23 protein-coding genes are annotated in these 23492 nt (G+C 33.0%); 13 read left to right on the top strand and 10 right to left on the bottom strand.

The window, feature by feature from the left end; genetic code table 11:
* Window positions 1-50 precede the first annotated feature (50 nt).
* The 3 genes from AC0ONG_RS15840 to AC0ONG_RS15830 form a co-directional block, all read right to left on the bottom strand.
* Complete coding sequence (locus tag AC0ONG_RS15840) at window positions 51-1028, bottom strand: CgeB family protein (RefSeq protein ID WP_000772272.1); 978 nt, start codon at window positions 1026-1028, stop codon at window positions 51-53.
* Between the two features lie 31 nt (window positions 1029-1059).
* On the bottom strand, window positions 1060-1305 hold the full coding sequence (locus tag AC0ONG_RS15835; RefSeq protein WP_000477970.1) for a hypothetical protein: 246 nt from the start codon (window positions 1303-1305) through the stop codon (window positions 1060-1062).
* A 224-nt stretch (window positions 1306-1529) separates the two neighbouring features.
* Window positions 1530-1763, bottom strand: coding sequence for a hypothetical protein (locus AC0ONG_RS15830; protein WP_000752669.1), 234 nt, complete (start codon window positions 1761-1763; stop codon window positions 1530-1532).
* A 1016-nt stretch (window positions 1764-2779) separates the two neighbouring features.
* On the opposite strand from AC0ONG_RS15830, the gene AC0ONG_RS15825 reads away from it, so the two are divergent.
* Together AC0ONG_RS15825 and AC0ONG_RS15820 are read left to right on the top strand one after the other, a co-directional pair.
* Complete coding sequence (locus tag AC0ONG_RS15825; protein WP_000857326.1) at window positions 2780-3979, top strand: FAD/NAD(P)-binding oxidoreductase; 1200 nt, start codon at window positions 2780-2782, stop codon at window positions 3977-3979.
* Between the two features lie 66 nt (window positions 3980-4045).
* Window positions 4046-5482, top strand: coding sequence for an MBL fold metallo-hydrolase (locus AC0ONG_RS15820; protein WP_000925301.1), 1437 nt, complete (start codon window positions 4046-4048; stop codon window positions 5480-5482).
* Window positions 5483-5535: 53 nt separating this feature from the next.
* Here AC0ONG_RS15820 and AC0ONG_RS15815 read toward each other — a convergent pair whose 3' ends face one another.
* Window positions 5536-6039 (bottom strand): GNAT family N-acetyltransferase, encoded by a 504-nt coding sequence (locus AC0ONG_RS15815; protein ID WP_474203616.1) that lies wholly within the window; start codon window positions 6037-6039, stop codon window positions 5536-5538.
* Between the two features lie 255 nt (window positions 6040-6294).
* Here AC0ONG_RS15815 and AC0ONG_RS15810 point away from each other — a divergent pair, with 255 nt between their 5' ends.
* The 6 genes from AC0ONG_RS15810 (at window position 6295) to AC0ONG_RS15785 (ending at window position 10989) form a co-directional block, all read left to right on the top strand.
* Entirely contained in the window at window positions 6295-6693 is a 399-nt protein-coding gene (locus AC0ONG_RS15810; RefSeq protein WP_000737896.1) for a DUF2871 family protein, read from the top strand.
* Between the two features lie 126 nt (window positions 6694-6819).
* Entirely contained in the window at window positions 6820-8211 is a 1392-nt protein-coding gene (locus tag AC0ONG_RS15805) for an FAD-binding oxidoreductase (protein ID WP_000406575.1), read from the top strand.
* A gap of 4 nt (window positions 8212-8215) precedes the next feature.
* The gene (locus AC0ONG_RS15800; RefSeq protein ID WP_098437285.1) at window positions 8216-9193 is read left to right on the top strand and encodes a bile acid:sodium symporter family protein; all 978 of its coding nucleotides are present in this window, start codon (window positions 8216-8218) and stop codon (window positions 9191-9193) included.
* Window positions 9194-9205: 12 nt separating this feature from the next.
* Entirely contained in the window at window positions 9206-9553 is a 348-nt protein-coding gene (locus AC0ONG_RS15795; protein ID WP_001172057.1) for a DUF4260 domain-containing protein, read from the top strand.
* Window positions 9554-9708: 155 nt separating this feature from the next.
* The gene (locus AC0ONG_RS15790; protein ID WP_001025501.1) at window positions 9709-10803 is read left to right on the top strand and encodes a response regulator aspartate phosphatase; all 1095 of its coding nucleotides are present in this window, start codon (window positions 9709-9711) and stop codon (window positions 10801-10803) included.
* A gap of 54 nt (window positions 10804-10857) precedes the next feature.
* A complete protein-coding gene (locus tag AC0ONG_RS15785) occupies window positions 10858-10989 on the top strand; it encodes a hypothetical protein (RefSeq protein ID WP_000229165.1) in 132 nt (43 codons plus the stop codon).
* A gap of 153 nt (window positions 10990-11142) precedes the next feature.
* On the opposite strand, the gene AC0ONG_RS15780 is transcribed toward AC0ONG_RS15785, so the two are convergent.
* The 3 genes from AC0ONG_RS15780 to AC0ONG_RS15770 form a co-directional block, all read right to left on the bottom strand.
* Complete coding sequence (locus tag AC0ONG_RS15780; RefSeq protein ID WP_000164912.1) at window positions 11143-12609, bottom strand: protein adenylyltransferase SelO; 1467 nt, start codon at window positions 12607-12609, stop codon at window positions 11143-11145.
* A gap of 178 nt (window positions 12610-12787) precedes the next feature.
* The gene (locus AC0ONG_RS15775; protein ID WP_000646432.1) at window positions 12788-13786 is read right to left on the bottom strand and encodes an NADP-dependent oxidoreductase; all 999 of its coding nucleotides are present in this window, start codon (window positions 13784-13786) and stop codon (window positions 12788-12790) included.
* Between the two features lie 18 nt (window positions 13787-13804).
* Window positions 13805-14149 (bottom strand): ArsR/SmtB family transcription factor, encoded by a 345-nt coding sequence (locus AC0ONG_RS15770; protein ID WP_000571870.1) that lies wholly within the window; start codon window positions 14147-14149, stop codon window positions 13805-13807.
* A 510-nt stretch (window positions 14150-14659) separates the two neighbouring features.
* Between AC0ONG_RS15770 and AC0ONG_RS15765 the strand changes: the two genes are divergently transcribed.
* On the top strand, window positions 14660-16279 hold the full coding sequence (locus AC0ONG_RS15765; protein WP_000841683.1) for an FAD-dependent oxidoreductase: 1620 nt from the start codon (window positions 14660-14662) through the stop codon (window positions 16277-16279).
* A 394-nt stretch (window positions 16280-16673) separates the two neighbouring features.
* Window positions 16674-17618, top strand: coding sequence for a glycerophosphodiester phosphodiesterase (locus AC0ONG_RS15760; RefSeq protein WP_001226361.1), 945 nt, complete (start codon window positions 16674-16676; stop codon window positions 17616-17618).
* Between the two features lie 38 nt (window positions 17619-17656).
* Here AC0ONG_RS15760 and AC0ONG_RS15755 read toward each other — a convergent pair whose 3' ends face one another.
* Both AC0ONG_RS15755 and AC0ONG_RS15750 read right to left on the bottom strand, forming a co-directional pair.
* A complete protein-coding gene (locus AC0ONG_RS15755; protein ID WP_001208326.1) occupies window positions 17657-18166 on the bottom strand; it encodes a DUF3916 domain-containing protein in 510 nt (169 codons plus the stop codon).
* Complete coding sequence (locus tag AC0ONG_RS15750; RefSeq protein ID WP_000351676.1) at window positions 18159-19010, bottom strand: LysR family transcriptional regulator; 852 nt, start codon at window positions 19008-19010, stop codon at window positions 18159-18161. The genes AC0ONG_RS15755 and AC0ONG_RS15750 overlap by 8 nt, the downstream gene beginning before the upstream one ends.
* Before the next feature lie 117 nt (window positions 19011-19127).
* Here AC0ONG_RS15750 and AC0ONG_RS15745 point away from each other — a divergent pair, with 117 nt between their 5' ends.
* Entirely contained in the window at window positions 19128-20327 is a 1200-nt protein-coding gene (locus tag AC0ONG_RS15745) for an MFS transporter (protein WP_003279283.1), read from the top strand.
* A 110-nt stretch (window positions 20328-20437) separates the two neighbouring features.
* Here the strand turns inward: AC0ONG_RS15745 and AC0ONG_RS15740 are convergent, their stop codons facing one another.
* The gene (locus AC0ONG_RS15740) at window positions 20438-20668 is read right to left on the bottom strand and encodes a hypothetical protein (RefSeq protein ID WP_000798785.1); all 231 of its coding nucleotides are present in this window, start codon (window positions 20666-20668) and stop codon (window positions 20438-20440) included.
* Window positions 20669-20925: 257 nt separating this feature from the next.
* Between AC0ONG_RS15740 and AC0ONG_RS15735 the strand changes: the two genes are divergently transcribed.
* Window positions 20926-22059 (top strand): serine hydrolase domain-containing protein, encoded by a 1134-nt coding sequence (locus AC0ONG_RS15735; RefSeq protein ID WP_000915207.1) that lies wholly within the window; start codon window positions 20926-20928, stop codon window positions 22057-22059.
* A gap of 73 nt (window positions 22060-22132) precedes the next feature.
* Window positions 22133-23487, top strand: a protein-coding gene (locus tag AC0ONG_RS15730) for an IS3 family transposase (protein WP_085959122.1) whose coding sequence is annotated in 2 segments (ribosomal slippage) — window positions 22133-22586 and window positions 22586-23487 — 1356 coding nt in all. Because the reading frame shifts where the segments join, the coding sequence is not laid out codon by codon here.
* Window positions 23488-23492: the final 5 nt, after the last annotated feature.

Genomic DNA, 23492 nt, shown 5'->3' with positions numbered 1-23492 from the left:
AATTTGAAGAAATCCCCTTGTGCATCTATATGCACAAGGGGATTTCTATTTTAATAAAGCTGTGACTGTAAAATAGTTGTTATAAAGTGGATTCTCTTATGAAAAGTATGCTGTGTTATCACTTTTGTATGAATTTTTTCAACCATTAATCTTTTTGAAATCGTGTCATCCAAATAAAGAGATACTTTATTTAAACAGTCTTCAAAGCTGTTATAGGATATAATTTCATCTTTATTGAAGAACGATAAAAGATCAGACTTTTCTTCAATAATTTGAAAGCCTTGGCAAGCGGCAATATCAAACGTACGATTATTAATAGTATTATTTTTTACTTTATTTTTATTTTTATTTTGTGGAAATAGATGACTACGATGAGGATTTAAAATAAGACTAGCGTTGTTATAATAGAGCGCAACTTCTTGAGGTGGAATCCATTCTTCTATAATTTTAATTCTTCGGTGATTTTTCCATTTTTTTAATAACTTATTTCTCCAATGTCGGCCAATAATAGTATAGTGATAGGGGGTATTTTCTAAAAGGAAATGTATTAATTTTACTCGGTTTGGATAAGGATAGCCAATGAATAATACTTCACTTTTATATTTTATATTTTTTAGACTAGGTTTAAATACGTCTATATTAGTTGCTAATGGTAAGTGATATACATTGGTATATCCTAAAGCTGTGTAATATTTAAGTGCTTCGCTATCAATAGTAAATATAAAATCAAAGTTATTTAATAGAAGAAGAGAAGTATCTATATAAAATGGATCCTCAGTTAACCAGACAGCTAATTTAATGTTCCATTTTTTAAAATATTGAATTGCTTTTTGTGGTAGATGATTACCTAATAAGGTGAATACAATATCGGGATGAAAAGTTGTTGTAATGAAATCCAATTGTTGTATTAATTCACTCGGTTGTATCGCTAACCATTCGAAATTTTGATCTATAAGTGTTCCTTGTATGCTTTGATCTAGATATTGATAAATTTTTGAGTAACCAGAAGTAATGTATAAGAGTTTCATATTTCAACCCCTGCTTTAGGTTTAAAATATATTATGAGATAAACGTAACACTTTCTATTTCTTTACAACTAATTTTAGTAATACTTGTAGTAGGAGGAGTAACTGAATTTTCCTCTTCTAATGTGACGATACAAGTATTAGGGTTAAAATTTGTAAAAATAGCAGGTCCAATAATATTCCCAGATTTACCAGTCACAGTAACGACTTCGCCTGGCTGTAAATTTTTAAAAATACTACATACTCCACCTGAACAACCAAATAAATTGCATAAGAACAAATTTATTCCTCCTTTAAACAATATACTATATCATATGAAGTTTTGTAGAACGATGTGTAGACAAGTAACCTTTAGAAGAGAAAAAATTTAAATTAAAGCAATTTATTGAAATAATAGGTCAATAGAATGTTACATCTCAGGGGATACTGATTAGATTTTTCATGAAAAAAGACATTCATTAGAATGTCTTAAATATGGATTAAGCTAGAAAAATATGAATCATTTTAAAGAGTGGTTAAAGTAACACTTTCTATATCTTCACAACTTATGAATGTAGTATTGGTAGATGAAGGGGTTATCACATCTTCTTCTTCCAATACTACTGCACATATATTCGGAAAGAACAGTGAAAAAGTAGCAGGTCCAATAATTTGACCTGATCTAGTAGTAATTGTAACAACTGTTCCCGTTGGCCACGAAGAGAATAGAAAACAAGCTAAACCTGTACAATCTGCCATAATAAATCCTCCTAACTTTAAATTTTAATTGAAGTAATAAAGTCCAAACATTTTATAGTGTATGTGGGAGTAACATGAAGTGCTTGGACTAATAGAAATCACTTTCTGGTTTTATCTCTTTATGATCAATGAGATAACTATTAAATCCTACAATACAAAGGTTTAATAAATACAATATGGTCAGAAGGTTTAATGAAAAAGATATTCTATGATATAGTAATTAGCTATTCCAAGGTCAAAATACTGTGAATAGGAATTATAAAGTGAGGAATTTTTCAGAGTAACAAATGGAAGTTTTAATAATGTAACAAAAATTGAACATAATCTTCATTAAAAAAAAGAACACAAATCAGTGCTCTTAGAAAGTAGACTATAGGGCTTTCGGATTAGTATATACTATCATATGCTCGTTTTTTTTAAGGGTGTAAACAAAATTAAATAAAAATAATACATATGAGGTTTTTAAAAGAGTAATAGCTCAACAGGATGGATTTGCATACATATAAACTAAATAACCATAATTTCATTTGTAAATTTATATAAACAAAAATATTTGAAAACAAACTTTTCGCGTTGCTAAATTGAATATTCCGGTTCTTATAAGTGACAAAGGATACTTTGAGAGAGTATTGAGACAAGGATAAACTGTAAGGAAAAATTATATAAGTGATTAGTTAATATAAAACCATCCTATTATTGTATATGTGGACACTGGATGTTTCTATGTAGTTTGTTTCAAGTGACTTATAATCCAATGTCTATTGGCATGTGATGTAATTAAATGTAGCTAGAATACAGTATAATATTGAAAAATATAAAGTTTGTAGTGTTTGAAACAAATTAAAGAAGTAACATAAGGAATTTACGCATAAAGTAATGTTGATGGTAAAATTAACAGAATTTTCATTTTAATAAGATAAAAATGTGATGTTTTTAACGTATAATAATTTTACTACGATGAAAATACGGCCACAAATTAGTTAATTTAAAAATTAAATTTAGATAGGAAGAGGATAATGAAGACCAGAGATAGTTATAAAATTATTGTCGTTGGTGCTGGGACTGCAGGACTATCTTCTACTGCACATTTATTAAGAAATATCCCCCTATTGAAAGAAAGTATAGCGATTATTGATCCGTCAAAAAAACATTATTTTCAGCCACTATGGAGTTTAGTGGGGGGAGGAATTGTTTCAAAGGAAAGTACAATGCGTGATCAAGAATCGCTTATTCCAAAAGGGGCAACGTGGATCCCTAAAAGTGTTGTTAAGTTATTTCCGGATGAAAATAAGATACTGTTAGATGACGGACTGCTGCTTGAGTATGAAATTCTTATTGTAGCAGCTGGTATACAAATAAATTGGGAAGGTATTAAGGGCTTAAAAGAATCTATTGGGACTAATGGGGTATGTAGCAATTATTCTTATACATATGTTGATTCTACTTGGAGAGAAATCGAAAAATTTAAAGGAGGAAATGCGCTTTTTACCCACCCTAATACTCCTATTAAATGCGGTGGTGCTCCACAAAAAATTATGTATTTAGCAGAGGAGTATTTTTGTAATAGTGGTGTAAGAAACAGAAGTGAAGTAATGTTTTATTCTGCAAACACTGACATATTTCAGGTTCCACGATATGCAAATACTTTAGAACAAGTACTAGAAAGAAAGCAAATTATAACGAATTATAATAAAAACTTAGTAGAAATTATCGCCGAAAAGAGAGAAGCAATTTTTGAAGATACGCAAACGCTGAAAAGAGAAACCATACCATATAGTATGATACATGTTGTTCCACCAATGGGGCCACCAAATTTTATTAAAGAGAGTGAAATAAGTGATTATCAGGGATGGGTAGATATAAACCCTTATACTTTGCAGCATGTAAAGTATAAAAATATTTTCGGACTTGGAGATTGTACTAATTTACCTACTTCTAAAACTGGAGCGGCAATTCGAAAACAAATACCTGTCTTAAAACAAAATATTATGGACGTACTTAGTGGAAGAGATTTGCAGGCTAAATATGATGGGTATACATCTTGTCCAATTATTACAGGATATAAAAGTCTTATACTCGCTGAATTTAACTATAAACATGAGCCTCAAGAAACGTTTCCGTTTAATCAAGCGAAAGAAAGGTATAGTATGTTTTTACTTAAAAGATTTATGTTGCCATATATGTATTGGAATTTTATGTTGAAAGGGATCCTATAGGGGAAGATAGAAAGTGGTTATAAAAATTGAAAAGCAATTTGAAATACCTATTTGGAGGGAATAGCTATGCTTTTAAAATATTTTTATGATGAAAAATTAGCACATGCTTCCTATTTAGTCGGTTGTCAGAAGGAAGGCGTAGCAATTGTAATTGATCCAGGTCGCTATATAGAACAATATATAGAATTTGCTAAGAAAGAGGGAATGGAAGTAATTGCTGCGGCTGAGACTCATATTCATGCTGATTTTCTTTCTGGGTCTAGAGAACTTTCCAATCTTTATCATGCAAATTTATATGTATCTGATGAAGGAGATTGTGATTGGAAATATCAATATCTTAATGAAGGTCGATACAAATTGGTTAGAGAGGGCACAGAGTTTAAAGTAGGTCATATAAAATTTAATGTAATTCACACCCCAGGGCATACGCCTGAAAGTATTTCTTTTTTAGTGACTGATACAAGTCAAAATAATTATACGAATGATAAACCGATAGGGATATTCACAGGTGATTTTATATTTGTAGGAGATATAGGAAGACCGGATTTATTAGAAACTGCAGTCGGTATGAAAGATACTGCAAAAATAGGAGCGAAACAATTATTTGATTCTATACAAAAAATAAAAATACTTCCTGATTATTTGCAAATATGGCCATCACATGGTGCGGGAAGCGCATGTGGAAAAGCATTAGGAGCAATTCCAACTTCTACATTAGGTTATGAAAAGATGTTCAATTGGGCATTTCAGTGTAATGAAGAAAGTGATTTTATATCAACTTTATTGACGGGACAGCCAGAGCCTCCAAAGTATTTTTCATTAATGAAGAATTTAAATAAGTATGGTCCGCCAATTCGTAAGAAGAGAAAAAGTAATGCTATTAATACAGTAGAAGAACTTCAAGAAATTTTGAAGAGCGTTCATCAAATAGTTGATATAAGGGATGTAGAGAGTTTTGCTGCAGGTCATATCGAGAAGTCAATTAACATACCTTATAACAATTCTTTCACAACTTGGTGTGGATGGTTATTAGATTATAAAACAGAAACGTTAATAATTCTAGATGAGGAAAAGGTTAAAGTGGAGGCAATTATTAGAGAATTTGAATCTATTGGGTTAGATAATATTATTGCTTTTGCACCCTTAAAAGTAATACAAAGACTTGATAGATTTGAAAGTTACAAAGAAAAAACATCGATTGAATTATATCCGCATATAAAAGGTGGAAGCGTTAAGGTTATCGATGTGCGTAGTAAAAAAGAGTGGGAGGAAGGACACCTTCATGATGCAATACATATCACTTTAGGTAATCTATTTGAACAACTAGATTATATACCGAAAGATTGTCCAATAGTTTTGCAATGTCGAACCGGATTACGTTCCGCTATAGCAGCTAGTATTTTACAAAGAGCTGGTATAAAGGAAGTAGTGAATTTAAAGGGAGGATTTCTTGCATGGAAAAAAGAAAGGCTTCCTTATACAACAAGCAATCTCAATGTGTAGGAAAATATTATTACAATAGTAAAGAAGGTCGCCATTCACGGCGACCTTCTTTACTATGCGTTATACCCAAATAATTTTAAATCTTCTCCAGACCCTGAAATAATCTTCTCAAATCGTAATCCTACTTTTTCTAAAAGCTTTCCTGAGGCGATGTTATCTATAGAAGTAATTGCTACAATTCGATTCATGCCGAGCTTTTGTACACCGTATTCGATTATTGCAGAAGCTGACTCGTAGTCATATCCTTTTGAACGGAATGTTTCTAAAAAGGCAAATCCGATATCAACGTCTTCTAATGAATCTCTTTTAATAAGGCCACACATACCAAGTGGAGTGAGATCTTCTTTTCGTTCTACTAAGTAAAGGCCAAATCCGAGTTTGTTATACATATCGATGGGACCGTTTACAATATAATTTTTTGCATCTTCTAAGTTTCTAACTCCTTTGTCACCGATAAACTGAATCCATGCAGGATCGTTTACTAACTCAAGAATAAAAGGAGCGTCTTTTATATCAAACCAACGAAGGTTAAGACGTTCTGTTTTAAGAACTATCAATGATTACACCACCTTTAAAAAGTTATAACAATTAGTATGGATTGTGTAAAACAAAAGTGCAACATATTTTAATGGGGCTTTGTTTGTTCACATAAAGTTCGTTTGTTTTGTATAGAGAGATATTTTATAATTAGGATTGATTGTAAAGAGTGAGGTGCTTATACAATGACTCCTAGGTGACTAGGAGTTTTTACTATATAACTATCATTATTACTAAATATGACACACTACACATTCTACTCAAGGAGGTACATAATGAAGAAATTATATAATGCATCGTTTACGTATTTGATTATCGGTTTATTATCAGGGATTTTCGCTAGGGAGTATGGTAAGTATAAAGGGATTTTAGGATCTACTTTGTTAAATCTTTTGCATACACATACACTTGTACTTGGCTTTTTCTTCTTTTTAATTGCTTTAGGATTAGCAAAAGTATTCGCGTTTCATGAAGTGCAAGGGTTTAATAAGTGGTTTGTTTTACATAACATTGCATTAACATTAATGTTAGGTTCGCTAGCAGCGAGAGGGCTTCTTCAGTTAAATGGAGCTGACTTTAAAGGGTTAACTTATATTGTAGGATTTTCTCATTCGTTGATGGCAGTTACTTTAATTTGGTTTATGTTGTTAATAAAGAAATCGTTTAAAATGTAGTGAAAAAGAACTTGTAGCGTGTGCTGCAGGTTCTTTTTTGTATGTTCAGGTTTAATAATCTTATTTTTCTGATTATTTTGTATAAAGATGGTATACTTGTTTTAAAATTAAAAAGGAGAGTTGATTATGGAAATAACAATTGAACATGTAGTAAATGAATTAAAAGGCATACTTCCTGAAGATCGAGTAGTAATAAATATGACAGTACGAGAGTTACATAGTAAAGATGAATCTTATCATACTAGTAGTTTACCTGATGTAGTTGTTTTTCCAAAAACGACCGAAGAAGTTAGCGCGATAATGAAAATAGCGATTCAGCACGGAACAGCTGTCGTTCCATTTGGAGTAGGGTCCAGTTTAGAGGGACATGTAATTCCTTACGAAAAAGGAATTACAATGGACTTTTCTCTTATGAACAAAATACTTGAAATAAGAGAAAAGGATTTTCTTGTGAGAGTACAGCCAGGGGTGACGCGCTCTCAGCTTAATAAAGAATTGAAAAAGTATGGATTATTTTTTAGTGTAGACCCAGGAGCTGATGCAACGTTAGGAGGAATGGCTGCTACAAACGCGAGCGGAACGACAGCAGTAAAGTATGGTGTAATGCGTGATCAAGTTCGAGATTTAGAAGTCGTTCTTGCGGATGGAGGGGTAATACATACCGGGAATTTAGCGGCGAAGTCATCATCAGGTTATCATTTAAATGGTATTTTCGTAGGATCAGAAGGAACACTTGGATGTTTCACGGAGTTAACTTTAAAAGTATACGGTATACCAGAACATGTTATGGCTGCGAGGGCATCGTTTCCAACTATAAATGATGCAGTAGAAGCTGTAATTAACATATTACAAGCAGGTATTCCAATCGCGAGAATTGAACTCGTTGATGAATTATCTATGAAACAAGTAAATCATTACAATGAAACAAGTTACAGAGAAGAACCGACACTATTTTTAGAGTTTCACGGCAATGAAGCAGGGTTAAAGCAAGATATTGAATTTACGAAAGAAATCGTTCTTGATCATAAATGTAAAGAAATTGCGTTTGAGACGGAAACAGCAGCAAGAAATAAACTGTGGGATGCAAGGCATAACTTAGCGTACTCTTACGTGCATAGTTATCCTGGTAAAAAGCTAATGAGTACAGACGTATGTGTGCCAATTTCGGAATTAGCTGGCGCGATTCAACATGCGAAAGAGGTATTAGATAAAGTAGGGCTTATTGGCGGTATTCTAGGTCATGTTGGAGATGGGAATTTCCATGTACTCTTAATGATTGACACAAATGATAAAGAGGAAGTAAAGAAGGCAGACGAAATAAACGAAAGTATCGTTCTGTATGCTCTTAAACGAGGAGGAACATGTACAGGAGAACATGGCGTTGGAATCGGAAAACGAAAGTATCAAGAAGAAGAACATGGGGCGGCATTATGTGTAATGGAGAAAATAAAGAAAGCTCTTGATCTGCAAAATATTTTGAATCCGAATAAGGTGTTTCAATTAAAAGATAGGGGCTGATCGGGTGAAAGTACTAGAAGCGATAAGTAATATAGCTGGAAAGTATTTTGCATTTTGGGTTATTTGTATTTCAGCTATTGCATATTTCATTCCCGCGCCATTTCTCGGGTTAACTAGTTACATAACGATTTTACTTGGGGTTGTCATGTTTGGGATGGGATTAACATTGAAGGCTGTTGATTTCAAAATCATAGCTACAAAACCATTAGCAGTTATTATCGGTGTATGTGCTCAGTTTATTATTATGCCACTTGTCGCATACGTACTAGCCTACGTTATGAATCTGCCAGCGGAATTAGCAGCTGGGTTAGTGTTGCTCGGTTCAGTACCGGGTGGCACTGCATCAAATGTTATGGTTTATTTAGCAAAAGGGAACTTAGCGTTGTCTATTGCAATGACTTCAGTATCAACGTTACTAGCACCAATTGCTACACCGCTCATTCTACTATTACTTGCAGGGCAATGGATGCCAGTAAATGCTATGTCCATGTTTCTTTCTATTGTACAAGTCATTATTGTGCCTATTATTTTAGGACTAGTAGTGAAAAAGTTTTTCCCTCATATCGTTAATAAAGGAATGACTGTTATTCCTTTAATATCAGTTGTAGCAATTATCATAATTGTTTCTGCAGTTGTTTCAGCAAATGTAAGTAGCGTTACTTCTTCAGGACTTCTTATCTTTATTGCGGTGATGCTCCATAATGCTTTCGGTTTTTTGCTCGGATATATAACTGCGTTCGTACTTGGACTAGACGAAGGGACAAGAAGGGCTATTTCAATAGAAGTAGGAATGCAAAATTCAGGTTTAGGTGTTGCACTGGCGACAGCGCATTTTGGACCGGCGGCTGCACTCCCAAGTGTATTAGCAGCAGTATGGCATAACATTGCAGGGCCAATATTAGCAACCATCTGGTCAAAAAATGCAAAAAATGAAAAGAATACTTTTAGCGATGAAAATGTATTAATAAATATAGAAAAATAGGAATGATAAATAATGCAAAAACGTATTGTACATTTTGAAGGAATGGTTGTATTTTTAGCCGCGATTTATATGTATTCGATATATGAGTTTAGTTGGATTATATTTTTTGTATTCCTTTTAGCGCCGGATCTATCAATGTTAGCATATGGGATTAATAATCACGTTGGTGCGAAAATATATAATGTATGTCACACATATATCATATCCATATTAATTGTTCTAATAGGTGTCTATTTTAAGATAGATACCGTTATAATGATTGGCTTAATATGGACAGCACATATTGGAATGGATCGAATGTTTGGATATGGATTGAAATATGAGACGGATTTTAAGGATACTCATATTCAGAGGTTATAAGAAAAAGTATTCATATTTACAGCGGGTCTATTAAAATATTGAACAAAATTCAGTGAATGAATTTTGTTCAATTGTTGAGAAATATATATATAGATAGATACAAATAATCGAATTATGTTATTTTTATGATAATTAAAAGAAGGAGAGTGGATTTGATGAATATACAAATCACTGGCAATGAATTAATTAATAAGATGCTGAATGATTGGTATCGAGATATTAGAGCTCAACGTATAAGTGAAGCAAAAAAATTAAAAGAAGAGATCGATAAAAAGCTTTATATTATCGAATCAGATGTAAAGGTTTCATTTCACTATTATCTGTTAGAATTTCGATATAAAGTGCTAATAGATGGTTTAGGTAATTTGAAAAAAGCTTTTGATAAAATAGATGCATTGCCTAAACCGAATGATGAATATTCTAATTATTATTATTATTTATTCAAAGCCATTCATTATACAATTCTTACTAATTATAGTGAAGCTAGCAACTATTTTGAAAAAGCTGAAGGGTTATTAGAGCATATTTCAGATGAAATTGAATATGCAGAGTTTAATTATAGAGTTGCTATATTAAAATACCACTTGCATTACGCATATTCAGCTATTGAATACGCTTCAAAGGCAAGAGATATCTTTGTTAAACAAGCAGGGTATGAAGTGAACATAGCGCTGTGCGAAAATATATTAGGATTATCTTTTTCGGAATTAAAGCAGCATGATAAAGGTGAGGAATATATTGCGTCAGCAATAAACATTTTACAAAAAAATGATGCTGAAATGTTAGTATTAAGAATCAGACATAATTTAGGTTTATTGTATGCGAGTCAAAATCTTTCAGTTTTAGCAATTAGACACTTATCTGAGGTTTCTAAAAAAATGCCTACTCATTATAAGGCAATCTTTTTAGAGGCAAGAGAATATTATAAATTAGGTGAAATAGAAAAAGCGAAGGAATTAATTGAAAGTGGATTGAAGGTTTGTGAGGAATTAAAAAATGATGAATATAGATATCACTTTTTAATTCTAAAGGGATTTTGTCAGCATTTAGAGGTAGAAAAAATAGAAAAAATTATTCTTGAAGGTTTTTCTTACTTTGAAAGAAAAAATTTATCGGAGTATATTCACGAATATACCGAAAGTCTGGCATTAGAGTTTCATAAAGTAGGTAATATAGAAAAAGCAGAAAAGTATTTTTTTATGAGTTATGAAATAAAAAAGAGAATATTTGAAAAAGAAGCATTAAAATAAAGAAAAAACTTGGATTATCTATAATGGGAATAGCAGCTGGAGTTATGGGGTTTTATGGTAGAAGGTCTTTGCAATAAATTAGCTCACAGTGGATATGGTAGAATGTTTATAATTATAAAACCTAATGAAAATCCATATGCTGTCTCTGAAGATACAACGATGCCTGCAAAACAAATCTTCTATTGAACGTGGGTAATTAAACAAGTCACAAATTATAATTTGTGACTTGTTTAAGGTTGGATACTAAATGTGTTGCTTTCAATATTGAAAGCAACTTTTAAGTTTGTGATTAATAGTTAACTTAATAAATTTTGGGTTAAAATAAAAACAAATTTTTAATCAAGTCCCACAAAAAGTACGATAAGGGCGATTCGTCGGTGCAGGCGGAATGCAGTATTCTTCTTGATCTGTAGAATACGCATAAGGGTTTGATAAAGCTTCAAGAAGTTTCTCCATTACGCTATAGTCGTCATTTGTAACAGCTGCTTCTAGTGCTTCTTCTACACGGTGGTTCCTTGGGATGATTGATGGGTTATTATTTTTCATCATTTCGTAGGCGTTTTCTTTCGATTGTTCTTGTCTTTTTAATCGAGATTGCCACAGTTTGTACCAATCTTTATATTCAGGACTTTCAAATAGAGCTGTATTTTCAATAGCATCAAGAGTTAATGAACGGAATGTATTTGTATAATCTGCTTTATATTTCTCCATCATTTTTAAAAGTTGCTCAATAAGTGGTTGATCTTGTTCTTCGGTACTAAATAGTCCTAATTTCTTTTTCATTCCAAGGAACCAATGGTTTTCATACTGTACGCTAAATTTCGAAATTTCGTCTTGGGCGATCTTTAATGCTTCTTCTTCATCTTCGTGCAGAATTGGTATTAAAGATTCTGCTAATCGAGCGAGGTCCCATGCGGCCATATATGGTTGATTTCCATATGCATAACGACCTTGTGTGTCAATAGAGCTAAATACGGTTCCTTGATTGTAATTGTCCATAAATGCACAAGGACCGTAATCAATTGTTTCGCCACTAATCGTTATATTGTCAGTGTTCATTACACCGTGGATAAATCCAACAAGTTGCCATTTTGCGATAAGACTGGCTTGTCTTTTAATGACTTCTTGTAGTAATGCAGTATATCGGTTTTCATGAGCTTCAATTTCTGGGTAATGCCTTTTTATCGTATAGTCAGCTAGTGATTTCAGGTCCTCTATTGAACCACGAGCTGCAGCATATTGAAATGTACCGACGCGTATATGGCTACTAGCTACTCTAGTTAAAATTGCTCCAGGTAACTTTGTTTCACGATATGTTGCTTCACCAGTTGTGACAACTGCTAAACTGCGAGTAGTCGGAATATCAAGTGCATACATTGCCTCACTAATGATATATTCACGTAGCATCGGACCGAGTGCAGCACGGCCATCTCCTCGGCGTGAATAGGGAGTAGGGCCAGAACCTTTCAGTTGAATATCGAAACGCTCACCTGAAGGAGTAATTTGTTCGCCAATTAAAAGAGCACGACCGTCGCCTAACATATTAAAATGTCCGAATTGATGGCCAGCATATGCTTGAGCTAATGGATGAGCTCCTTCTGGGAGTGCATTACCAGCGAAAATAGCAATTTCAGCTTCCTTTTTCAGTTCTTCAGGGGTCAAGCCAAGAGATATCGCTAATGAATGGTTTAGTTTAACTAACTCCGGTGAACTTACGGGAGTAGGGGGGATTTCTGTATAAAATGATTGTGGTAAAGTCGTATAACTATTATCTAAATTCCAACCTGTTTCATTATTTTTAGTCATTGTATCTCCTCCTTTTTGTATTTTAAGTTATGTATTTGTACGTATGTATTCTTTGTAAAGTTAACTAAAAGTATAATATAATATTTCCCCTTGCAATCTATTGTAAGGACTTCATTGCACTATGTCTATTTAACAGCAAATTTAAAACCTCCATTTTAAGAAAATGGAGGTTTTATTATTATTTAATTTTTACAATTATTTTTCCTTTTGCTCTTCCAGACTCTGAATATTCCATTGCTTTTTGCGCATCTTCAAAAGGGAAGACTCGATCGATTACCGGTTTGATTTTTCCGGCTTCAATATAGTTTGCAATAGTACGTAATTGATCCCCGCTTGGCTTCATAAATAAAAATGAATATTGAGCATTATGCTTTTTTTCAAGTGCAGTAAGTTTTTTGCTGGCTAATGAAAATAAGAGAGTTTTAAAGAATCCTGAACCAAATTCTTTACCGAAGCGTGCATTCGGCATACCTGAAACGGAAACAATGTTTCCTCTGCTTTTTATAATATTGAATGATTTTTCAAGCGTTGCACCGCCGATTGTATCAAATACCGCATCATAATTTTTTAGTATATCTTCAAATTTTTCTGTTTTGTAATTAATAATTTCATCTGCGCCAAGAGACGTTACTAAATTTGCACCAGCTTCACTAGCAGTCGTTGTAACAGTAGCACCCATTATTTTTGCTAACTGAATTGCGAAAGTACCAACACCACCGGATCCAGCGTGAATTAAAATCTTTTGTCCTTTTTGTAATTGCATGATGTCATGTAATGCTTGATATGATGTTAAGCCAACAAGTGGAATCGAAGCAGCTTCCTCAAAACTTAAATTTTTCGGCTTTAAAGCTATATCATCTTCATGAATGGCTATATACTCCGCGAAAGTACCAATCTTATTTTTTCTTGGACGAGCATATATTGCATCACCAACTTTAAAACGAGTTACTTTTGATCCAACCTTCGTGATGACACCGGCAAAGTCATTACCAAGGATTAGGGGCATTTCATATTTCAGTAACATTTTTACTTTTCCGTCGCGTATTTTAAAATCAATTGGGTTAATACTAGCTGCATGAATTTCTGCGAGCACCTCATACTCTTTTATTTCAGGAGTAGGTACCTCTGCCATACGCATTGGGACTTTTCCATATCTATCAATTATCATTGCTTTCATTTCTTATACCTCCAAGTTTTAATAAAAGTTTTGCAATAGCTTCTCAATATCTAATACAAGATTTTTTAATAAACCTAATTTTGTACGTATATCAATATAATAAAAATTCTTTGTACCTTCTTTTCTCATTAAAATAATGCCAGCTTCTCGTAAAATCTTAAGGTGATGTGATACTGCTGGACGGGAAAGGTGTGTTTGCTTCGTGATTTCTCCTACACGTAATCCTGTTTGACATTCCGTTTCCATTAGCACTAATAAAATAGCTTGACGTGTTTCATCACCAATTGCCAATAATACTTTTTGAGAATCAATAAAATCTTTTTTTATAATATTTAATTGTTCTTGTTTATTCATTTCAATCACTTTGCCTCCTGCTAATTAGTCGAAAGGTTTAAGATAACGAACCATTACTTCGATACGGTAATGCTACATGATTGTTGTATGAGGTGCAATATTGGGAAAGAAAATCGAGACGAATGAATTTTTTATTTTTGAAAATTATAGGGAGATAGAAAAGGGATTGGAAGGACTACATAACACAATAGATGAAGTTTTAAAAACAAAAAATGATGTAACAATAAAATAAGCGGTCGTAACCTTGTATAATCCATAAGGTTACGACCGTTTATAATGTTTGTATTATTTTTGATTTTTACGATAGAACATAGTTCAACGTAAAGTACGTTCTTTTGTTTTACACTTTCATACAGATATAATTCAGGTGGATTATATCTGTATGAAAAGGTAAAAGGGATTTTGGGGCGTAATCTATCTATATGATAATTCAAAATGAAATATAAGTCTATATTTTAATGTTTTTTTTGATTATATTTATGTCACTGAGCTCAGAACAATGATGTGGAGGGTAAATATATGAAATCGAATTATGTACCAGTTTTAATTGTTGGAGGGGGATTATCTGGGTTAGCGTCTGCGTTATTTCTTGCAAAACATAACATTGAGTACTTACTTATTGAAAGGCATCCGTCTACTGCCATTCATCCGAAAGCAGGCGGTCTTACTTTACGTACAATGGAGTTATTTCGAGAATTAGGCTTGGAACAAAGAATTAAATTGGCAGGTAAAGCATTAGAGAACTGCCGAGGAAGAATAGCGGTTCATACAATAGCTGAGGCGAATAAAGAAGAATTGGAACAAATGAGAGCGACGCAATACAGAAACGATGAAGAGTTACTTCAAAAAATAGAAAAGATTAGTCCATCAAAACAAACTGCATGTTATCAAATTATTTTAGAAGAGATGATGTTACAAGAAGCAAAAACGCTAGGCGGGCAACTATCTTTTTATCATGAATTAGTTTCATTTGAACAAAATGAAAACGGGGCAAAAGCAAAGATTCGAAATCGTGAAACAGAAAAAGAAAGTGTCATACATTGTGACTATGTAATTGCAGCGGATGGAGCGAAAAGTAAAATACGTGAGCAGTTAGGGATTAAAACTGAGGGGCGTGGAACCATTGGTGGCTATTATATGAATATTTATTTTGAAGCTGATTTAAGAGAGTTTATACAAGGAGACGCATTCGGTTTTTCGATGGTACTTCATCCGGAGGTTCTTGGTGCACTTATCCCAGTTGATAACGTAAAAAAATGGATTTATCATGTAGCCTACGATCCATTAAAAGGAGAGGGGCTAGAGGACTTCACTATAGAACGTTGTAAACAAATTATTCAAATAGCAATTGGAAGTACAAATGTTGAATCAAAAATATTAAGTGTTTTACCGTGGGAAGCGGCCGAAAGTACAGCGGTGAAATTTCAAGGAAATCGAACCTTTTTAGTTGGAGATTCAGCACATATTATGCCGCCAACAGGAGGATTTGGTTCAAATACAGGAATACAAGATGCGCATAACTTAGCTTGGAAATTAGCGGCTGTTATAAAAGGGAAGGCAAAACCAAAATTGTTAGAAACATATCATGAAGAGAGACACTCTGTTGCAAAATTAACGACAGCTTATGCAAGTAGTTTACTGTTTCGTGCTGCGAATAGAGAGGAAGGCAGTTTGAATAATATGGATGTTTTAGCTGTTACAGTTGGATATCAGTATTGTTCAGAGGCAATTATAGATAATTCAGTCACTCCACATAGAATGGATAGCATAGAGTTGAACGGGAGACCTGGAACACGAGCACCGCATTTATGGGGAACGTATGAAGGAAAGAAAGTTTCTACATTAGACTTATTCGGTAACAGTTTTGTATTACTTACAGGAGTAGAAAATAGTTCTTGGGCTGAGGCAGCACATGCTGTTTCAGCTAAATTAGGAATAAATATAAAAGGGTATCGTGTTGGCTTAAGTGGAGACTTTGTTGTTCCAGAAGATATTTTTAGCAAATTATATGGTATAGAGAATGGAGGTGCTGTATTAATTAGACCAGATGGCTTTATCGGATGGCGTTCGGAAAAAACGGTAGTAAATCCAGATATAGTATTGGAAGAGGTAATGAGAAATTTATTATGTGATTTTTAAGTAACTACAGAAATATTGTTTTATGTGCTTCACTGTACTGAAAAAAATATTCACAAATTTCAATAGGTTTGGTATGATTAAATTCGACAAGTTAATAGAGGCCGGAGATATTTGAGAAAAGCCATAAATTTATTTAGGGATACAGGAGTGTATTCTAAATAATTTATGGCTTTTTTATTGAATGAATCGTACAAAATAGAGAGTTACATATGAAAAGGAGGACTATAGGAATTAAATAGGATAATACTAGTTTTCTATATTAATAATATAGATAAAGTATATTTGTAAGATTGGAATTTTAATATAGGTCTATAAAAATAATGAAAGTGTGTCTTCTATTTCGTGTAAATCTCATTAGCTTGTTGAAATTTGCAACGTAGGAAGGGTTAGAAGGATGAGAAAGATTATTAGCGTTTTAGTTATTTTCTTTATGACGGGAAGTATCTTTGTTGGGGGAGCTGTTCATGCGAAAGCAGAAGGGAAGCATGAATGGAATACGAATAAGTTTTTAAATATTGCACATCGCGGAGCAAGTGGACATGCACCTGAGCATACTTTTGCTTCTTATGATTTAGTGAAAAAAATGAAAGCGGATTATTTAGAGTTAGATATTCAATTAACAAAGGATGGCCAATTAATTGCAATGCATGATACAGCAGTTGATCGCACTACAAATGGAACAGGCGAAGTACGTGATAAAACGTTAAGCGAAATAAAGAGTTTAGATGCAGGAACGTGGTTTAATAAAGCGTATCCAGAAAAGGCTAAGCAAGAGTATGTTGGGCAAAAAGTTCCGACTCTTGAAGAAATCTTCCAAAAGTATGGAAGAAGCATGAAGTATTACATTGAAACAAAATCACCAGATGTGTATCCAGGAATGGAAGAGAAATTGTTAGCATTGTTAAATAAATATAATTTAGTAGGTCAAAACATGTCATCTAGCCGTGTTATGATTCAATCATTTAGTAAAGATAGTTTGAAAAAGATTCATAGTATGAATGAAAATATTCCGTTAGTTCAATTGCTTTGGTATTATCCAAATGAAAACAATGAAATTGTTGAATGGTCTGGCATTACACATGAACCGAAAAGTGTAACGAATGATGATTTTCAAGAAATTAAAAAGTATGCAGCTGGTATTGGACCAAACTTACGTAATGATAACGGAGAACTAATTATTGATGAATCATATATGAAAATAGCTAGGAAAAATGGACTGTTAATTCATCCTTATACAATTAATGAGAAACCAGATATGAGACTGTTAATCAAATGGGGTGCTACAGGAATGTTTACAAATTATCCGGATCGATTACATAGTGTATTGAAGGGGAAATAAGTGAAAAAGGGTATACCAGTGTTTTAGGTACACCCTTTTTAATTTAACTCCCCGATAAACAGAATCTCTTTTTCGTAGCATTCATCTTCATCATAAATAATTTCTTGAAAGCGAAGCGTTTCGAAGGAATGACAAACTGAAATTTCTAATTTCTCCCAAAAATCAATTTCATTTGAAAGAAGAATCCATTTTTGAAATTCACTATTTCTATTAAAAAAATTATGAAAGTAGTCCTCATTTTTAAATATAATGATTTGCGAACCCCACAAATTATTTATAGAAATTAAAACAACAACTCGATATGTATGTGTATCGCTCGGTTTCATATTTATTAAATGATTTGCTTGATTTAATAAGGTTTGAATACATAATCGCTTTACTTTTCTAGGTGTTTTACGAGAGTCGATAAAAGTTTGCGAAACTGGCAATAGCATATTCCAATATTCATCGTTATAGAAAATAGAAGGGAACGTTTTTGTATGTTCCTCAATTCGCTTTATTAAAGTGTTTGTTTTTCGTTTCATACCACGTATTTTCTTTTCACGCATTGTGAGTCATCTCCATAAATTTTTGTAATGCAGCAGAGTGATATATATCTTTTCTAGTAATAAAAGTAGTAGGAACTTTTTTGAAGCTATTTGGTAAAGGGTTGAATGATATGTCATGTTTATGATCATTTAAAATAGACTTCATCATAATTGCTATGCCCATACCTGATTTTATACATGCGAGTATCGCCTCAATTGTTCCGAACTCTAATACTCGCTTAGGTGAAATTCCTTCTTCTTGAAGCCAATCTTCTAATAAATTTCTATAATAGCACCCGCGACTAAATGCAAGTAAATTCATGTCTCCGATGTCTTTAAAGGAAGATAAAGGATTTTTGCTAATGAGAACTAATTCTTCTTCACGAAATATATTTGTATGAAGTTCAGTATGCTGAGTAGAGCCAGCTATAAACGCTCCGTCCAGTTTTCGTTCTAATACAAGCCTAATCAATTGTTCCGTCGTATTTGATTCTAAAATCAATTCGACTTTTGGGTATTTCTCATAATAGGCTGTTAATATAGATGGAAGTCTTACAGCGGTTGTAGATTCTGTACATCCAATTTTTAAAGTGCCTCTTGGTTCGATCCCATTACTTTGAACTGCTTTAACAGATTGATCTATTAAGTGGATAATTTGTTTGGCGTATGTTAATAAAATCTCACCGTTAGAAGTTAAAGTTACACCTTTTCCGTTTCGGTAAAATAAAGGCACACCTAATTCGTTTTCTAGTTGTTTCATACGCATTGTTACGCCAGACTGTACATAGTTTAAATTTTTCGCTGCGTGAGATATGTTTTTTTCTTTCGCAACTTCGTAAAATACAGTTAAATCTTTTATATCCAAGTATCATCCCTCCATAAAAGGTATCATTTTTTTTGATGGATTACATGATAAATCTTTATTTTATATGATATCAGAACTTTCATACAATGAAAGGGGGATGGAGGGATTATTGTGTTAATGGAAGAAAGGGTGAATAGTACTTATAAGTGGGTTATGTTAATTTTTGCGACAGTTGCTCAAACAACAGCGACACTTATAACGTATGGTGTTGGAGCGTTTGCTTTATTTTGGAAAGAAGAATATGCACTTACGAATACGGAGAGTGGATTGCTAGTAAGTGTTGTAAATATAGGACCGCTATTTTGTATGCTTTTTGTCGGGCGGCTACTTGATCAATACAATGAAAAGTTGTTAATTTCGATAAGCTCATTTTTACTAGGAGGTTCATTTTTACTGACTAATATGGTCAATGAATTTAATGGGTTACTCTTTGTACTTTTATTAGTAGGAACGTTTTATAGTGTTTCGCAGCCAGGAGGAAGTAAGGTGATAATAAAGTGGTTCCCAAAAGAAAATCGCGGGTTAGCAATGGGGATTAGACAAGCTGGTATACCGATTGGTGGCACGTTAGCGGGAGTATTGATCCCGTTTCTTACAATAAAATATAATATGGCTTATGCGGTAAATAGTATTACATGCATTTGTATAATTGGAGGGTTTTTATTTTTTATATTTTATAAGGAACCATATATTCAAGAGAAAGTTAAACAAGAACGTATTAAACTTTCTTTTTGGATGCAGTTAAAAGAAGTGATGTGTAAAAAAGAGTTGTATGCAATTTATATAACTGGCATTTGTATGATTTCATTGCAAATGGTGTTAGTTGCACACTTTATAAAATTTTTAGTATTGGAACAATCAATCACGCCAATTTTAGCTGGAAAAGTATTTTCCGTTATGTTCTTTTCTGGAATGGTTGGTAGGATTATATTAGCAGCTACTAGTGATTTGTTTTATAAGGGAAATCGGCGCACCCCTTTATTTATAACTGTTTGTATTTCTATTCTCTTCATTCTAATATTAGTAATGAGCATACATACAATAACGAATGTATTGTATGGTGTAAGTGCATTGTTAGGGTTCTTTTCGATTGGATGGTTTAGTCTTTTTATAACTGAAGTTGCAGAATCAGCAAGTGAAGAATCGGTAGGGATGACAGTGAGTTTTGCACTTACATTAAATCAAATTTCCATTATTGTTGCACCTGCTTTATTTGGTTATATTGTAGATAAGAAGGGATATACGTATGCGTGGTTATGCATAGTTGTATTACTAACTATTTCAGCGGTTAGCTTATATAGGAATTATAGAAAATAAAGGAATGTTAGCAATGTAAATTTTTTGTGAAGAAAGTCTAAAGAAATGTTGAATGAGCGACATTTCTTTTTTTATTTGTTGTATAATCAAAATGTAAATGAGATTCGTTTTCAATTTCGTTCATTACCTCTTTTGAAATTACCTGTAATTTTAGCCATAATTAGCTGTTTTTCTTTATCGTTATTTGCATGATTTATTTTATTTAAAAATTTTTCAGCATCATTTCCTTTTAATATCATAATTTGTTTTCCGTAATATTCAATTAATATCATGTTGTTTTTTATTATCCGATAATGAAACATCTTATCATCTAAACGGTTGCGTTTATCGGTGTTTTTCATATTACATCTCCATTCTTTTTAGTATGTAACAAATGTTACAAAAGAATTTGAAATTATAGTGTAATGCATCCGATTGTATGTTGGAAATTTTGCTAGAAAGAAATACAATAGAGAGTAGTCAAAATTGAAAATGAGAAAAAGGAATCTAGTTTTAACATAGTGAATATTAAATAATATTATAATATACTTGATAATTAAAAGATATAAAATAGAATGGATGTACGTTAAGTGAAACTAGATAAAAGAGGGTTCCTAGTATGTTAAAGAAATGGTTAATCGTTTTCTTTATTTTTGCTGTTTTTTGTGGAAGTGTTGTTACACTAATACATGCAAATAAAGGAAAAAAATATGATGTAAAGGCATTTTCAAATGTAAATAGTAAGCAAAAAGATGTTAAGCAGGAAGTTGATGCGAATGCGAAAAAGCGTTATGAAATTGCAGCTGGAAAACTAGATCAGTACTTAAAAGATAAAGGATTTAATGGGAGTGTTCTTGTAGCAAGTAAAGATCATGTCATTTTACGAAAAGGGTACGGTTATGCGAATGTGAAAGATCAAGTATTAACAACTCCAAGAACGAAATATCGCATTGGGTCTATTACGAAAACAGTTGTTGCAATATCTATTATGCAACTAAAAGAAAAAGGGAAGTTGAACATTGAAGACAATGTAAATAAATATATCCCATCGTTTCCGGCAGATAAAAACATTACGTTACGAAATTTGTTAACACATACGTCTGGATTACCAGAACAGGGACAAGGTAGTGTTGACGCAGCATCACGGTTAAAATTAGTAACGTGGATTGGGGCACAAACGTTACAATTTCCAGCAGGGACAGGATGGAAATATACAGATTATAATTATATGGTGCTTGCATATATTGTAGAAAAAATATCGAATAAACCACTTGCTGAATATGTGAAAGAAAATATTTTGACTCCTGTTGAAATGCATGAATCTGGAATGGGCGCAACACTTCCAGAGGATATTTTCTTAGCAGAAGGGTATACGAAAAAAGATAATAAGTTAATAGCCACGCCTCGCTTAAAAATGAACTGGCTGTATGGTTGTGGTGAAATGTATACGACTGTTGAAGATATGAAAAAGTTAGATGAAGCTATTATGGATGGTAAACTACTTTCTAAACAAAGTGTATCAGATATGTTTTCTGCATCACCTGCAAGAAAATATGGATTTAGTTTCTATATTTACCCAGATTATTATCATAACCACGGTGTATTAGCTGGCTGGAACACTTTTAATAATTTTAACTGGGATAAACGAACGTTTGTCATATTATTTTCTAACGTCCAAAATGGTATGAATGATGCATTTAATCAAGAATTTAGGAAAATGGCGAATGATTTAATAGAAGGAAAGGGAATATAAAAAAGAGCCTCTAGCGAGTGAACTGCACCCCAATTGTTAGACACAGTCTAACAATTGGAGGTGCGGTTTTTCTATGGCTAAATTTACAGCTGATGAAAAAATACAAATCGTTCTACGTTATTTGAACGGAAATGAAAGTTATCGAGAAATGGGTAGATCGCTCGGTATAAGTGACACAATCATTTTGAATTGGGTAAACCAATATAAACAGAATGGTCTGGAAGCTTTTCTAAAACGATGTACAAATTACACACAACAATTTAAACTAGACGTACTAAACTTTATGATTGAAAACGGTATGTCCTTATTTGAGACGGCAGCTATCTTTAATATTCCTGCCCCTTCAACGATTTCTGTTTGGAAAAAACAGCTCGAAACACAAGGAATTGATGCCCTTCAATCTAAGAAAAAGGGGCGTCCATCCATGAAAAAAGATTCAAATAAACAATTAAAACAACATTTAGCTGAAGGGTCAGTCGAAGCACTTGAAGCACGCATTAAACAGCTTGAGATGGAAAATGAGTACTTAAAAAAGTTAAATGCCTTAGTTCAAAACAAGGAAAAATCACAAAACAAGACAAAGCGCAAGTAGTCTATGAATTAAGGCATAAATATTCGGTGAAGGCACTCGTGGAGCTAGCTACTATTCCTCGAAGCACGTATTATGATTTAGTAAAGAAAATGAATCGTCCAGATGTAGATGCCGATTTGAAAGCTGAGATTAAAGCGATTTATGAGGAAAATGAAGGTCGTTATGGTTACCGTCGCATTCGTGATGAATTAACGAATCGTGGCCAGAAAGTGAACCACAAGAAGGTTCAGCGCATTATGAAAGAGCTTGGGTTAAAGTGTGTTGTGCGTATGAAGAAATATAAATCCTATAAAGGAAAAGTCGGTAGAATTGCACCTAATATTTTAGAGCGTAATTTTCATACAGATGCACCGAATCAAAAGTGGGTAACAGACATCACAGAGTTTAAATTGTTTGGAGAAAAACTGTATGTATCACCTGTATTAGATTTGTATAATGGTGAAATTATTACCTATACAATTGGTTCTAGACCGACGTATTCGCTTGTTTCAGACATGTTAGAGAAAGCATTGGAACGTTTACCTGAAACGCACCAGCTACTGATGCATTCGGATCAAGGATGGCATTATCAAATGAGACAATACGTCCGTACTCTTGAATCAAGAGCTATCGTCCAGAGTATGTCTCGAAAAGGCAACTGTTACGACAACGCAGTAATAGAAAATTTCTTTGGGATTATGAAGTCGGAGTTCCTCTACATAAAAGAATTTGAAAATGTAGAGCACTTTAAAATAGAATTAGAAAAATATATAGATTATTATAATACGAAACGGATTAAGGCAAAATTAAAAATGAGCCCGGTACAATACCGGACTCACTTTTATCAAGCTGCCTAATCAAA

It is taken from the genome of Bacillus sp. TCT6 (assembly GCF_056033845.1).
Note: the sequence above shows the minus strand (reverse complement) of the source record. Positions and strands in the feature narration are given on the sequence as shown.